This window comes from Novosphingobium sp. AAP1 (assembly GCF_001295765.1).
GTDB classification, from domain to species: domain Bacteria; phylum Pseudomonadota; class Alphaproteobacteria; order Sphingomonadales; family Sphingomonadaceae; genus Novosphingobium; species Novosphingobium capsulatum.
The window spans coordinates 121002-134577 of sequence record NZ_LJHO01000006.1; the positions used below are offsets into that span (position 1 = coordinate 121002).

At 67.4% G+C, this 13576-nt stretch carries 12 protein-coding genes; 7 read left to right on the top strand and 5 right to left on the bottom strand.

The window, feature by feature from the left end; genetic code table 11:
* Nucleotides 1-43 precede the first annotated feature (43 nt).
* From rplK to IP65_RS13535, 3 genes are all read left to right on the top strand, one after another.
* Nucleotides 44-475 carry a 50S ribosomal protein L11 gene (gene rplK, locus IP65_RS13525; RefSeq protein WP_022675306.1) on the top strand — a complete coding sequence of 144 codons (432 nt, stop codon included), beginning with the start codon at nucleotides 44-46 and terminating at the stop codon, nucleotides 473-475.
* A gap of 4 nt (nucleotides 476-479) precedes the next feature.
* A complete protein-coding gene (gene rplA, locus IP65_RS13530; protein WP_022675307.1) occupies nucleotides 480-1181 on the top strand; it encodes a 50S ribosomal protein L1 in 702 nt (233 codons plus the stop codon).
* Nucleotides 1182-1399: 218 nt separating this feature from the next.
* Entirely contained in the window at nucleotides 1400-2524 is a 1125-nt protein-coding gene (locus IP65_RS13535; RefSeq protein ID WP_054132133.1) for an FUSC family protein, read from the top strand.
* Here the strand turns inward: IP65_RS13535 and IP65_RS13540 are convergent.
* The 4 genes from IP65_RS13540 to IP65_RS13555 all read right to left on the bottom strand — a co-directional run bounded on the left by IP65_RS13540 (nucleotide 2497) and on the right by IP65_RS13555 (nucleotide 7521).
* On the bottom strand, nucleotides 2497-3066 hold the full coding sequence (locus IP65_RS13540; RefSeq protein WP_231627713.1) for a hypothetical protein: 570 nt from the start codon (nucleotides 3064-3066) through the stop codon (nucleotides 2497-2499). The genes IP65_RS13535 and IP65_RS13540 overlap by 28 nt on opposite strands.
* Complete coding sequence (locus IP65_RS13545) at nucleotides 3063-5090, bottom strand: DUF3857 domain-containing protein (protein WP_022674804.1); 2028 nt, start codon at nucleotides 5088-5090, stop codon at nucleotides 3063-3065. The genes IP65_RS13540 and IP65_RS13545 overlap by 4 nt, the downstream gene beginning before the upstream one ends.
* Before the next feature lie 149 nt (nucleotides 5091-5239).
* On the bottom strand, nucleotides 5240-6016 hold the full coding sequence (locus IP65_RS13550; protein WP_022674803.1) for a molybdopterin-binding protein: 777 nt from the start codon (nucleotides 6014-6016) through the stop codon (nucleotides 5240-5242).
* Nucleotides 6013-7521: an NAD(P)/FAD-dependent oxidoreductase gene (locus tag IP65_RS13555; protein WP_054132073.1), complete on the bottom strand. Its 1509-nt coding sequence runs from the start codon at nucleotides 7519-7521 to the stop codon at nucleotides 6013-6015. The genes IP65_RS13550 and IP65_RS13555 overlap by 4 nt, the downstream gene beginning before the upstream one ends.
* A gap of 77 nt (nucleotides 7522-7598) precedes the next feature.
* Here IP65_RS13555 and IP65_RS13560 point away from each other — a divergent pair, with 77 nt between their 5' ends.
* From IP65_RS13560 to IP65_RS13570, 3 genes are all read left to right on the top strand, one after another.
* Complete coding sequence (locus IP65_RS13560; protein ID WP_022675037.1) at nucleotides 7599-8588, top strand: magnesium and cobalt transport protein CorA; 990 nt, start codon at nucleotides 7599-7601, stop codon at nucleotides 8586-8588.
* Between the two features lie 152 nt (nucleotides 8589-8740).
* Complete coding sequence (locus IP65_RS13565; RefSeq protein WP_158441926.1) at nucleotides 8741-10519, top strand: methyl-accepting chemotaxis protein; 1779 nt, start codon at nucleotides 8741-8743, stop codon at nucleotides 10517-10519.
* Nucleotides 10520-10606: 87 nt separating this feature from the next.
* Complete coding sequence (locus tag IP65_RS13570; protein ID WP_054132074.1) at nucleotides 10607-11527, top strand: cation diffusion facilitator family transporter; 921 nt, start codon at nucleotides 10607-10609, stop codon at nucleotides 11525-11527.
* A 20-nt stretch (nucleotides 11528-11547) separates the two neighbouring features.
* Here the strand turns inward: IP65_RS13570 and rimO are convergent, their stop codons facing one another.
* Nucleotides 11548-12960 carry a 30S ribosomal protein S12 methylthiotransferase RimO gene (gene rimO / locus IP65_RS13575; protein ID WP_231627714.1) on the bottom strand — a complete coding sequence of 471 codons (1413 nt, stop codon included), beginning with the start codon at nucleotides 12958-12960 and terminating at the stop codon, nucleotides 11548-11550.
* A 197-nt stretch (nucleotides 12961-13157) separates the two neighbouring features.
* Between rimO and IP65_RS13580 the strand changes: the two genes are divergently transcribed.
* Nucleotides 13158-13574, top strand: a complete 417-nt coding sequence (locus tag IP65_RS13580; RefSeq protein WP_210426922.1) for a DUF1761 domain-containing protein — start codon at nucleotides 13158-13160, stop codon at nucleotides 13572-13574.
* Nucleotides 13575-13576 lie beyond the last annotated feature (2 nt).

A 13576-nucleotide genomic window follows, 5' to 3' on the forward strand; every position in this document is an offset into this window, starting at 1 on the left:
ACTCTGCGGGGCACATGCCCCAACAGGATGAAAGGAGGCCATCATGGCCAAGAAGATCGAAGGCTATATCAAGCTGCAGATCAAGGCCGGCGAAGCAAAGCCTTCGCCGCCGATCGGGCCCGCGCTGGGTCAGCGCGGCGTCAACATCATGGGTTTCTGCAAGGAATTCAACGCCGCCACCCAGGAAGTGGAAAAGGGCACGCCGCTGCCGACCGTGATTACGGTCTATGCGGACCGCTCGTTCACCTTCGTGACCAAGACTCCGCCCGCCACCTTCTTCATCAAGCAGGCCGTGGGTATCAAGTCGGGTTCGAAGACCCCGGGCAAGGCTTCGGCCGGTACCATCAAGCGCTCGCAGCTGGAAGAAATCGCCCAGGCCAAGATGAAGGACCTGAACGCGAACAGCATCGAACAGGCCGCCAAGATCATCGAGGGCTCGGCCCGTTCGATGGGCCTGCAGGTTGTGGAGGGCTGATACCATGGCAAAGCAGACCAAGAAGCAGAAGGCCCTCGTCGAAAAGCTCGGCGACAACCAGAAGATCTACGGCGTGGATGAAGCCATCCAGCTGCTCAAGGATCTGAAGAGCGCCAAGTTCGACGAATCGCTCGAAGTGTCGCTGAACCTCGGCGTCGACCCGCGCCACGCCGACCAGATGGTCCGTGGCATGGTCAGCCTGCCCTCGGGCACCGGCAAGGACGTCAAGGTTGCCGTGTTCGCCCGTGGCGACAAGGCCGAAGCGGCTCTGGCCGCCGGCGCTGACCGCGTGGGCGCCGAAGACCTGCTGGAAGACATGCAGGCCGGCAACCTCGACTACGGTCGCGTGATCGCCACGCCCGACATGATGGGCCTGGTTGGCCGCCTCGGCAAGGTGCTGGGCCCCAAGGGCCTGATGCCGAACCCGAAGCTGGGCACCGTGACGCCGAACGTTGCTGACGCCGTGAAGTCGGCCAAGAGCGGCCAGATCGAATTCCGCGTCGAAAAGGCCGGGATCATCCATGGCGGCATCGGCAAGCTCTCGTTCTCGAACGAAGCGCTGCGCGCCAACTTCGACGCTTTCGTCGATGCGATCGTCAAGGCCAAGCCGTCGGGCGCCAAGGGCAAGTATGTCCGCAAGGTCGGCCTGTCCTCGTCGATGGGCCCCGGCCTGAAGATCGACGTTGCCCAGGTGCACGGCAGCTAAGCCGCACGCCGTCAAGGCAAACAGGATTTCGGGGCCGGGAGGGTTTGCCTTCCCGGCCCCTTTCCGTTGGGGCTAGAGCGCGATCGACTTTGACTGCGTCAAAGCCGGCGCTCTAGCCTTTTGATTTTCCGCATTTTCCGAGTCGGCAGGTGATTCCACCTGCCTTGAAAACGCTCTAGGCGCGCGTGCCTGGCTCGCCTAATCACAGGGCTGTGACCGTGTCTTCTGCCTCTCTCGCAGCGCCAGATCCCGATGCCGATCCTTTGGCCCCGCGCCTGGTGGACGAGGCGGAGTGCGTTGCCTCAGTGCTTCTCGCGATCTTCGTGGCGCACCATATCGGTGCCACCCATGTCTCGTGGGCGGCATTCACCGGCTACATGGTCATGCGCGGCTATCCGCTGGAAACGCTGCGCCGTGCGCTGCTGCGCATCATCGGCACGGCGCTGGGCGCGCTGGCGTGCCTCGCCGTGCTGGAAAGCCCGCTGGGCGGCAACATGGTGGTGCTGGCCATGGCGATGGCGCTGGCCGGCACGGTCAGCCTCTATGGCGCGATCACCGGGCGCCATGCCTATGCCTGGCTGTTCCTGGGGCTGACCTTTGCCATGATGCTCTACGATCGCGTGGCCATGCCGCTGGCCGATCCCCGGGCCTTTGCGGTGATGCGCATGATCGAAACCCTGGCCGGCACGGCCGCCTGCATGGCGGTGAGCCTGGCGTCGGCCTGGACGCTGCGCCGCCGCTGGCCGGCGATTCGCGCACCCAAGCCGCAGGGCGTGGGCTGGCGTCCCGATGCGTTGCTCCACGGCGCGCGCGGCGGCCTGGCCCTGGCCCTGCTGCTCGGCCTGGCCACGCTGTGGGATCTGCCCTCGCTGGTATCGGGCGCGATCACGATCATGGCGGTGATGCTGATTCCCGTGACGGCGGTGGACGGCCCCAATGGCCTGCGCCAGGTCAGCCGGCGGCTGTGGTATCGCCTGCTCGGCTGCCTGGCGGGTGGCGCCCTGGCGGCGCTGGTGCTGGGGCTGGCCGCGCTGCTGCATGGCCCGGCGCGGGCCGCGCTGATGCTGGCAGGCACCGCGATGGGCGTGGCGCTGGGCCGCCATCTGGAAAATGGCAACCACGGGCGCGGCTATGTCGGTACGCAGTTCACCCTGGCGGTGCTGGTCGTGCTGGTGCCCGATAGCTGGGAAGCGGCGCATATCGCCCCCGGCTTTGATCGCCTGGTCGGCATCCTGGTGGGTATGGCCGTGCTCGAACCGGTGCTGCTGCTGGGCGCAGCGCTTTCGCGGGTGCGCACGGCGGTCGTTCCGGCCAATCAGCGCAGCGAGGCAGGTGGGGTCTGAACGCTGGCGCGGGTATAGCATTCCACTACCAGACTGATCGCTGCGCCATCGGGGCGGCGCAGCACGGCGCGGTGTGACAGCACGGTGCCGGCCGGGCATTCGGCCATGCGGCCGCGCTGCGCGGCGAGGCGCTGGCGCGTGAAATGCAGCGGCGCCACCACGGTGCCGAACGGCGTGTCGGTGCTGGCCAGGGTCTGGTTCATCGCCGGGGTCAGCCGGGCTGGCACGAACCAGTTCTGCGCGTCAGACAGCACGACATTGCCGCACGACAGGCGCACATGGCGATAGCCCAGCGGCGCATCCGCTCCCACACCCAGCGCGGCGCGTACGGCCGCAGGTGCCGCGCGCGGTGTGCGATCGGCCGCGGCATGGATCGTGGCCGGATCAGCCAGGTGCTGCACCGCGCACCATTGCGCCAGGGCCGCCGTGGCGCTGGGCTGGGCGGCGAGCGTCGCCTCCAGCGCCGGCAGGCGCGCTGGCACGCAGCCCGCCAGCGTGGTGTCCAGTAGAGCGGCTACCGCCAGGGTGCGACCGACGATCATGGCGCAGTGCATGGCGTCTTGGCGGCCAGCCAGTCGGTATCGTCGGCAAACGGCGCGGCATCGTGGTTGGCCGGGGCCACGCCTTTCACCGCAGTCTGTTCGAACACCGACGACATGTCGTTGTCGAACTTGGGAATCTGGCGGTTGAGTTCGGCCGCTTGGGCCGCGCTGATTTCCGGCAGCAGCACGCGCCGGCTCATCACCGTGCGCATCACCGTGCCGGTGAGCCCGGCCTTGCGCCAATAGGCGACACCGCCCAGCGAACGGTCCACCGGCTTGGCGTAATAGGTCCAGTCGTGCGCGGCGGCCGGTGCGGGCAGGCGCACCGTGGTGGCCCAGCAGCGAAACGCCGGGTAATCGGTGGCATAGGGCAGCGTCTGGTCCTGGTCGGCGCGGCGGCGCAGGCGATCGGGCGGGCTGAAGCCGGCGCCCGGCAGGTAATAGCGATGCGCGCCATCGCCCATGTCTTCCCAATCCATGTCGCCCAGGCCTTGCGCGCTGAGTACCACGGCGCCATGCGCTTCGTCCGCTTCCCACGAAACCTTGTCGGCAACCAGCCAGTTTTCCTGCGCTTCCCAATACTTGCGTAGCGCCCGTTCGGCGTCCACGGCGGGCAGGCTGCTCAGATAGCTGCGGATCACCAGCGCTTCGTCACCGCGCAGGATATGGCGCGCGCGCACTTTGGCACGGGTCGCCAACCCCGCGCTGGCATCGATATCGAGCACCGCCACCATGCGCGGCAGCACCGGTGGCGGCGTGGGCAGCGACAGGATCGGCGCGCCTTCTGCCGTGATCGGCAAGCCCTGGCGCCACGGCGGTGGCAGGATCATCGCCAGCGAGCGATCGCCCAGCCGCGTGCCGTCGAGCAGCATGGGCTTGCCGGCGATGGTCGCGCGCACCACGACATGATCGAACAGCGCGGCATTGGGCAGGCGATCGGCCAGGCCATCGCCCCCCTTGGTCTGGATCAGCAGTGGCTGCGCCTCGATATCCAGTTCGCGCAGCAGCGCCAGCAGCAGGGCGGTCTTGCCCTTGCAATCGCCATAGCGGCGCTGCCACGTGGTATCGGCATCGGCCGGGGTCAGGTTGGCGCCATCCATGCCGACATAGACATAGCGCACCTGCTCTTCCACCAGGCGCAGCGCGGCCTCGGCGCGGCGGGCGGGGTCGGGCGATGCGGCCGCGATCCGCGCCACTTCGGCCTTGAGCGGGCTATTGGCGGCGAGCCGCGCCGCCTTGTCATAGAGAGGGAACAACCGGCGTGAAAAATCGGGCCAGCTGGCATAGTTGGTGAATTCCACCAGGCGGCGCCAGCCATAGCGTGCCGGCGCGCCCTGCGGCACGTCGGCCGGCGGATCAGGATCGTGCAGTTCCAGCGCGATGCCGTCCAGCTTGCCGCCGCCGGGCAGCGGGGTAGGGGCAAGATCGGGCGTTGTCTGCCAGCGCATCGCCTGGCCTTGCGGCCACGACACGCGCAGGCGGAACGTGCCCGTGGCACTGGCCTGCGGCATGATATAGAGATCGCCGCGCGCATCGCTCAGCGTCGGGTCGCGCGCGGTCAGCGTGGTGGCCAGTTCCACCTCGTCCCCCACTTCCAGTCCGGGGATCTGATAGGCGGCGGTCAGCCGCCCATCCAGCGTGGCCAGTTCCAGGTTCTGCTCGCGCTGCATCACCGAAAAGGTGGCGGTATGCGTCAGATCGCGCATCGCCCCGGCGTGGAATACGCGCAGGCGGTGCAGCACCATGCGCCCGGCATCGGGTGACCAGGTCAGGGTAAGGTTGCCGGCAGCCAGTCCTTGCGGCTTGACGATGCGATAGCGCATCGCATTGTAGACCTGCAGGCCATCGGGGCCAGCCATGTATTGCGTGTCGCTATAGATCGCGGCGAGCGCGGCATCCGTGGCAGGCGGCGTGGCGGTGGCCGGCTGTGGCGGGGGCAAGACCCAGGGCGCCGGATCGGCCACGATCACCTCGCGCGTGGTGCTGCGCGCGGCCGCGCAGGCGGGGCTTGCTGCCAAGACCATGGCAGACGCCGTTGACAGCCCGGCCGCGATAGCCAAGCCCCTGGATATATTCACGCCGTTCCCCCCATGCGGCGCGCCATGCGCCGCCCATCGGCGGGAATAATGCCCCAAGTGCCAGCCAAGTCTAGAGAGATTTCCGTCGCTTGCGGTCAGATCCCGCCGGTCACGCCCTGCCGGCCCAGTGCGGCAAGGCCGGCCATGAGATCGGCCATGCAGGCATCGATAATGCCTTGGTCGGTGGCGCGGATGACGAAATTGGCGCCCACCTTGCCTTCGCGGAAAAACGGGTAGGAACCGATCTGGCAGCCTTGGTGGGCCTGCTCGGTTTCGCGCAGCAGATCGGCCACTTCGCTTTCGGTCACCCAGCAGCCGATCGTGCCAGACAGCACCGGCAGCCCGCCTTGCAGCGTGCCGGTCAGTGCCGCCAGCATCTCTGCCGCAATGTGCGGCACGCCAGCCAGCAGGTGGATATTGGCCACGGCAATGCCCGGCGCGCCCGACAGCGCGTTTTCGATCAGCGTGGCGCCCGCTGGCACGCGCGCCATGCGCAGCCGCGCCTCGTTCACGCCGCCGCGCGGGCCGTAATAGTCTTCCAGCATCGCGCGGGCGGCCGGGTGGATCACCACCTCCACACCCAGCGCGGCGGCCACCGCGTCCACCGTGATGTCATCATGGGTGGGGCCGATGCCGCCGGTGGTGAATAGGTAGTCGTTGCGCGCGCGCAGCGCGTTCACCGCCTCGACGATCGCGGCCATGTCATCGGCCACCACGCGTACCTCTTTGAGGCGGATGCCCTGGACGTTGAGCCAAGTGGCAACCTGGGCGATGTTCTTGTCGTGGGTCCGGCCCGAAAGAATTTCGTCGCCGATCACCAGCAGGGCTGCGGTCCAGATGCGGGCGGGGCTTGTGCGGGATGCGTCGCTCATCGGGGCGTATCGATAACGCAATCGGGCGCGGGCGCAAGCGGCTGGGGCGCGCGGTCAAAGCGCAGTACGCCATCCTCCAGGGGGTCTTTGGCCAGAAACGCGCGATCGGCGAGGTAATCGTGATTGAGCCGCCAGCGTCGGTCGGTGCTGCTGCGCGGCAGCATGTCTTGCCCACGCAGCAGATAGCCGGAGGAAAACGCGGGCGTATCGTCGATTTCCAGGCCGTGGTCTGCCGCCAGCACAGGGGTGGCCACGTGCGTGCCGGTGCGCGCCATGTGGGCGAGCACCCGCGTAGTGAACGCGGCCACCAGATCGGCGCGCAGCGTCCACGAGGCGTTGAGATAGCCGAACACCTGCACCAGGTTGGGCAGGTTCGACAGCATGCAATCCTTGTAGTTGACGTGATCGGCCAGGTTCACCGCCACGCCATCGCGGCTGAGCGCGATCTTGCCGGCCACGGCCAGTTTCAGGCCGGTGGCCTTGACGATCACATCGGCCGGCAGGCGCTGCCCATCGGCCAGCACCACGCCGCCGGCCTCGATCCGGGCGATGTGGCCAGTGACCACTCTGGCTTGCCCGGCGCGGATGGCGGCAAACAGGTCGCCGTCGGGCACCAGGCACAGCCGCTGCTGCCACGGGCCATAGGGCGGGGTGAACGCCGCTTCGTCCCAGGCCGGGCCGAGCGCGCGGGCTGCTCGCCGCTTGAGCCAGGCGCCCACCTTGTCGGGCGCACGGCGGGCGCGGTTGTAGAACCAGGCACCCAGGCGGATGTTGCGCGCCCGCACCAGCCGCGCGGCGAGGCGGGCCGGGAGCACGCGGTGCAGAAGCTGTGCCAGCCGGTCTTGCCGTGGGCTGGCAATGAACCAGGTGGGCGTGCGTTGCAGCATGGTGACCTGCGCCCCGCGCTGCGCCAGTGCCGGCACCAGCGTGGCCGCCGTCGCGCCAGAGCCGATCACCACCACCTGCCGGCCCGCCACGTCCAGATCCTGCGGCCAGAACTGCGGCAGCACGATCGGCCCGGCAAAGTCCTGCTCGCCAGCGAGCGGCGGATCGTGCGCGGCATCGTGATCGTAATAGCCCGAGGCCAGCACCAGGAACCGCGCCACCAGGTGCTGCTCCGCCCCCGCTGCGTCGATCAGTACCAGGCGCCAGCAGGCGGCGGCACTGTCCCAATCGGCCGCCGTCACGCGGGTGTTGCGGCGGATGTGCCGGTCCAGATCGAACAATGAAACGGTTTCGTTCAGATAATCGCGGATCGCCGCGCCATCGGCAATGGTATCGGCGCCGCGCCACGGGGCAAAGCCGAAGCTCAGGGTGTGCATGTCGCTATCCGATCGCACGCCGGGATAGCGGAACAGGTCCCAGGTGCCGCCCAGGCTGGCGCGCCGCTCCAGCAGGGCAAAGCGGTGGCCGGGGCAATCGCGGGCGATGTGGGCGGCCATGCTGATGCCACTGATGCCCGCGCCGATGATCGCCACATCCAGGTCGGGCGTGTGTATCGTCATGGCCATGGACGTAAGGCTTTGCCCGGCTTTTGCCAGCACGATTGCGCTTTTCCCGTGCCATTGCCAAATAGGCCGCCATGACGATCATTGCCGCGCGCCGCTATGTGCCCGATCCCACTGGCCGCTCGGCCGCCCGCATTCCCGGCCCGCTTGCCCTGGACGACAGGTTCTCCGCCGTGCCCGACGGGGCATTCGACTGGATTGGCCTGTGCGAGCCCTCGCACGAGGAGATGGCGCAGGTCGCCAGCCACTATGGCCTGCATCCCCTGGCGGTGGAAGACGCCCTCAACCCCCAGCAGATGCCCAAGCTGGACCAGTACCAGAAGCACCTGTTCGTGGTGGCGCGCACCGCCACGCTGGAGCCGGGTGAGACGCTGGCCTATGGCCAGACGGCATTTTTCCTGGGCGCCGATTTCATCATCTCGGTCCGGTTCGGCTCCAGCCGGGCGCATCTGGGCCTGCGGGACAAGCTCGAGGCCGATCCCGAGCGCCTGGCTGAAGGCGCCGACTATGTGCTGCATGCCGTGCTCGATTTCATCGTCGATGGCTATCTGCCGATCATGGAGCGCCTGGAAGCCGTGGCCCATGCCATGGAAGAATCGGCGATCGACGTCTTTCCCGAACAGCAGACGATCCGCCGCATCTTCCGCCTGCGCCGGCAATTGCGCCGGTTCGAGCGGATCATCGGCCCGATGGAGGAAGTGTGCCAGCGCCTGGCCGAATCCCACGTGGCGCTGATCGATCCCACCGCGCGCATCTGGTTTCGCGACGTGCTCGACCATGTGCGCCGCGCCATGGCGCGCCTGCGCGGACTGAAAGAGACGCTGGCCGCGATCGTCGAAACCGCCAGCCTGCTCGAACAGCATCGCCAGGGGGAAATGACTCGCCAACTGGCCGCATGGGCGGGCCTGCTCGCCGTGCCCACCGCCGTTGCCGGCATCTATGGGATGAACTTCGAGTACATTCCTGAACTCAAATGGCACTACGGCTATTTCTTCGTCTGGGGCGTGATCCTGACGATATGCGGCGGGCTCTATTGGCGTTTTCGCCGGATCGGCTGGCTGTGACCGGCTGATTCCGGCCGGCATCGCGCATCGCCCCCCTCTCGCATAATCCCCTATGCCGGCATCGGCGCAGGCTTAACGCGCCATGGTCCATGCACTGCGAAAGGCCGCGCCATCTGTCGCGCGGGATGATGCAAGGCAAGGGTGGCTCTCACATGTCTGTTTTCGGGTCTTTGCGAATTCGCACCATTTCCCTGCTGGGCACGCTGCTACTGGCCCTGGCGGCCGTGGGCAGTGCGGCCATGGCCATTTCGGCGACCAGCAGCCTTGGTGGGCGGTTGACCGCGATGTCAACCGACACGGTTCCCACGCTCACCGCGCTGACTCAGTTGCGTGGCATGCTGGGCGATCTGCGGCTGACCATCGCCAAGCACATCCTGTCGAACGAACTGACCGAAACCCGCCGCCTCGATGCCGAGTTCGACCAGCGCGTGGCGGATTTCGACAAGGCCCTGAACGACTATCGCGCCTTGCAAGCGCCGACCGGCGATCAGGACGAACTGAACGCCGTGGGTGAACTGCAGCAGATCTTCCACACCTGGGTCAAGGAAGCCCGCCCGGTGCGCGACTATTCGCTGCAAAACCGCAACGACGAAGCCTATAACCAGTTTCGCGACCGGATGAATCCCCTGGGATTGACCATGGGCAAGCGCATTGCTGGCCTGGCCACGCGGAATGCCACGCTGGCCAAGGCAGACACCGCAGCGGGCGTGGCCCAGGCAGACCGTCTGCGGTCCATGGCCGTGGGGGCGGGTGTGCTGGCCGTGATCGTTGCTCTGGGCGTCGCCCTGCTGTTCCGGTTGCGCCTGTCGAACCCGCTGATGCGCCTGTCCGAGGCGATGCAGGACATGGCATCGGGGCAGATCGATCGCAGCATCCCGGGGCATGAGCTGACCGACGAAGTGGGCGAGATTGCCCGTGCGCTGGAAGGGATCAAGGATTTCGTGGCGCGGCGGGCGGCGCGTGCGGGGGAAGAACGCATGGCGGTGCAGCAGCAGGTGGTGGGCGCGTTGGGCGCGGGGCTTGCCTCGCTGCGCGAAGGGCGCCTGCAGCACCGCATCACCGAAACTTTCCCCGGCGATTACGAGCAGCTGCGCGTCGATTTCAACCAGTCGATGGCGACCTTGGCCGATGCCCTTGGCCAGGTGACCCAGGCCGCGCAGGGCGTGCGCGTGGGTGCCAGCGAGATCGCATCGGCCAGCCATGACCTGTCGAGCCGCACCGAAAACCAGGCCGCCGCGCTGGAAGAATCCGCCGCTGCCGTGCGCCAACTGAGCACCACCGTGGCGCAGACCGCGCAGACCGCCAAGGACGCCAGCGACACCGCGCGGCAGACCCGCCATGAGGCGCGTGCCAGCGGCGAGACGATGACCCAGGCCGTCTCGGCCATGGAAGACATCGCCAAGTCGAGCAACCGCATGCAGGAAATCGTCGCGCTGATCGAAGGCATCGCGTTCCAGACCAACCTGCTGGCGCTCAATGCCGGGGTGGAAGCGGCCCGCGCCGGAGACGCTGGCAAGGGCTTTGCCGTGGTCGCCAGCGAAGTGCGCAGCCTGGCGCAGCGCTCGTCCGAAGCGGCCAAGGAAATCACCGCGATCATCCGCGAGAGCGATCGCGACGTGGGCAATGGTGTGCAGATGATCGGCGAAACGCAAAGCGCGCTGGGCCAGATCGTGGAGCGCACCTCGCGCCTGTCGGAAATGATCGAGGCGATCGCCCGCTCGGCCGAAGAGCAGGCCGGCGCGATCGGCCAGGTCGATACCGTGGTATCCGACATGGACCGCATCACCCAGGCCAACGCCGCGCTGGTGGAAGAAGCCACGGCCGCCTCGCGCAGCCTGTCGAATGAAGCCAATGCCCTGGGCCAGCTGGTCGGCCAGTTCGACCTGGGCACCGGCCATGCCCCCGCCGGCCATACCCGCCTGGCGGCCTGAGCGACCGGCGCAACTAATCGGGTGACATTCACCGTCCTTGCGCGTTAGCCCCGTGCTTCGTCACGACAACAGGGGACCTGACCGCGCATGGCCGGTGGATCGACACGCACCATTCTGATTGCCCTGGGGGCAAATCTCGGCATTGCCGTGGCCAAGTTCGTGGCCGCCGCGTTTACCGGCTCTTCTGCGATGCTCACCGAAGGCGTGCACAGCATGGTCGATTCGACCAACCAGCTGTTGCTGCTGCACGGCCGCTCGCGCGCGGTGAAGCCGGCCGATGCGCTGCATCCCTTCGGCTATGGCCGCGAGCTCTATTTCTGGAGCTTCATCGTCGCGATCCTGGTCTTTGCCCTGGGCGCGGGGGTTTCGGTGTTCGAAGGGGTGATGCACATCCTGCATCCCGAGCCGGCGGAAAGCCCGCTGATCGCCTTTGCCGTGCTGGGCGTGGCCTTTGGCCTGGAAGGCTGGTCGATCCTGGCGGCGCTGGGCGATTTCAACCGCGGGCGGCGCGGCACGGTCTGGGCCGCGATCCGCGATACCAAGGATGCGCCCACGCTGGTCATCCTGCTGGAGGATTCAGGCGCGCTGGTCGGCCTGGTCGTCGCCGCGCTGGGCCTTGGCCTCAGCCTGCTCACCGGCAATCCGCTGTGGGACGGGATGGCCTCGGTGGTGATCGGGCTGGTGCTGGGCGCCTTGGCGCTGATCCTGCTCTATGAAGCCAAGGGCCTGCTGATCGGCGAAAGCGCCGATCCCCAGCTGGTCGCGGCGATCCGCGCCACCGCAGCTGCCCACACCGGGGTGGTGCGCGTGCACGAAGTGCTGACCGTGCACAGCGCGCCGACGATGGTGACCGTGATCATCAGCGCCGATTTCGACGACACGATCACCGCGCGCGACGTGGAACGCATCGTGCTGGCGATCGAGACCGATGTATCGAGCCGCTTTCCCCTGGTGGCGCGCGTCTATGTTCGCCCGCGCGACAGCGCGACCGAGGCCCTCGACGGCTGAACAGCGGGGCGCTCAGGTGGTCAGGCGATCACGCCATAGAGGTCGTGGGCATCGGCCTCTTCCACCACCACGTCGACGAAATCACCGGCCTTGAGGCTGGCTGGCACGTTGCGCAGATAGACCGCGCCGTCGATTTCCGGGGCATCGGCCTGGCTGCGACCGGTGGCGCCGATATCGCCGTCTTCGTCCGGCTCGCCGACGTCATCAATGATTACGCGGATCGTGCGGCCCACCTTGGCCGCCAGGCGCGCGGCGCTGATCGCCTCGGTCTTGGCCATGATCCGGGCATAGCGCTCTTCCTTGACCGCGTCGGGCACGGCATCGGGCAAGGCATTGGCCGCCGCGCCTTCGACCGGTTCGAACCGGAAGGCGCCGACGCGATCGAGCTGGGCTTCATCGAGCCAGTCGAGCAGGTACTGGAAATCCTCTTCGGTTTCGCCGGGGAAGCCGACGACGAAGCTGGAGCGGATCGCCAGGTCGGGGCAGATTTCGCGCCAGGCCTTGATACGGTCGAGCACCTTGGCTTCGTTGGCCGGGCGCTTCATCGCGCGCAGCACCTTGGGGCTGGCGTGCTGGAACGGGATATCCAGATAAGGCGTGAGAAGCCCTTGCGCCATCAGCGGGATAACCTGGTCGACATGCGGATAGGGATAGACATAGTGCAGCCGCACCCACGGCACCTGGCCATCGGGCGTGCGCAGCTGGCCCAGCTCGCGCGCCAGGTCGGTCATGTGGGTGCGCACCTCGCGGCCTTTCCAGGTCCGTGTCTCGTGGCGCACGTCCACGCCATAGGCCGAGGTATCCTGGCTGATTACCAGCAGTTCGCGGGTGCCGGCGGCCACCAGCTTTTCCGCCTCGCGCAGCACGGCATCGATCCGCCGGCTGGCCAGCTTGCCGCGCAGGTCGGGAATGATGCAGAACGAGCAGGCGTGGTTGCAGCCCTCTGAAATCTTGAGATAGCTGTAATGGCGCGGGGTGAGCTTGACCCCGCCCATGTCATCCAGCGCCTGGGGGATCAGGTCGAAATAGGGGCCCATCGCCGGCGGCGCGGCTTCGTGCACCGCTTCCACCACGGCTTCGTACTGATGCGCGCCGGTCACGGCCAGCACATCGGGGAACCGGGCGCGGATTACCTCGGCCTCGTTGCCCATGCAGCCGGTCACGATCACGCGGCCGTTTTCGGCAATCGCCTCGCCGATCGCGGCCAGGCTTTCCTCCTTGGCCGAATCGAGGAACCCGCAGGTGTTGACCAGCACGACATCGGCCCCGGCATAGTCCGCGCTCATGGCATAGCCATCGGCGCGCAGGCGGGTGAGGATGCGTTCGGAATCGACCAGCGCCTTGGGGCAGCCCAGGCTGACCATGCCCACGCGCTTGGGCTCGGGGGCGGGGGTGGCGGAATTTTCGCGGGAATCGGGGGGGAGAGTGGCCATTGTGCGCGCGCCCATACGCGCAAAAGGCGCGCGCGTCACCTCATCATGGCTTTTCCCCGGCCTTGCTGGGCTTGGGCGGCGATCGCTGCGACGGATCGTGGAAGGAAAACGATGATTTCCTGTCGCATGTTTGCGCTTTGCGTGCGCTGGGTCTAGGCACAGGCACACACGGGGGCGTGGCACAGGAAAGAGGTGCAATGGGTCCGGTAAACTGGTTTGCAGTGATTTTGGCCGTCCTGGCGGCGCTGGCGGTGCAGGGCCTGTGGTATGGCCCGCTCTTTGGCCGGGCGCGCCTGGCCGAAGTTGGACCGGGCGGGCTGGGCCTGCGCATGGCGCCCTGGCGTACGCTGGCGATCACCGCGGGCCTGCTGCTGGTCAGTTCCACAATGATGGGCCACATGTTCGCCCGCGTCGGCGCGGCCACCCTGGCGGCAAAGCCCTGGCTCTTCTTCATGATGTCGGGCGGCCTGGCCGGTGCCTTTGTCATTCCCGGCCTGTGGATCGGCTATACCCAGCAGCGCACCTCGACGCGCCTGGCGATGATCGATGCCGGCTGCGTCATGCTGTGCTATCTGGCCATGGGCACGGTGTTCTGGCTGCTCGGCCGGTTCTGATA

What these genes read in the sequence shown, in the direction of transcription:
- IP65_RS13540 (WP_231627713.1), bottom strand. Translation starts at nt 3,066, where the DNA reads ATGATCGTCGGTCGCACCCTGGCGGTAGCCGCTCTACTGGACACCACG.
- IP65_RS13565 (WP_158441926.1), top strand. Translation starts at nt 8,741, where the DNA reads ATGTCTGTTTTCGGGTCTTTGCGAATTCGCACCATTTCCCTGCTGGGC.
- rimO (WP_231627714.1), bottom strand. Translation starts at nt 12,960, where the DNA reads ATGGCCACTCTCCCCCCCGATTCCCGCGAAAATTCCGCCACCCCCGCC.
- IP65_RS13570 (WP_054132074.1), top strand. Translation starts at nt 10,607, where the DNA reads ATGGCCGGTGGATCGACACGCACCATTCTGATTGCCCTGGGGGCAAAT.
- IP65_RS13550 (WP_022674803.1), bottom strand. Translation starts at nt 6,016, where the DNA reads ATGAGCGACGCATCCCGCACAAGCCCCGCCCGCATCTGGACCGCAGCC.
- rplA (WP_022675307.1), top strand. Translation starts at nt 480, where the DNA reads ATGGCAAAGCAGACCAAGAAGCAGAAGGCCCTCGTCGAAAAGCTCGGC.
- rplK (WP_022675306.1), top strand. Translation starts at nt 44, where the DNA reads ATGGCCAAGAAGATCGAAGGCTATATCAAGCTGCAGATCAAGGCCGGC.
- IP65_RS13545 (WP_022674804.1), bottom strand. Translation starts at nt 5,090, where the DNA reads ATGGTCTTGGCAGCAAGCCCCGCCTGCGCGGCCGCGCGCAGCACCACG.
- IP65_RS13580 (WP_210426922.1), top strand. Translation starts at nt 13,158, where the DNA reads ATGGGTCCGGTAAACTGGTTTGCAGTGATTTTGGCCGTCCTGGCGGCG.
- IP65_RS13555 (WP_054132073.1), bottom strand. Translation starts at nt 7,521, where the DNA reads ATGACGATACACACGCCCGACCTGGATGTGGCGATCATCGGCGCGGGC.
- IP65_RS13560 (WP_022675037.1), top strand. Translation starts at nt 7,599, where the DNA reads ATGACGATCATTGCCGCGCGCCGCTATGTGCCCGATCCCACTGGCCGC.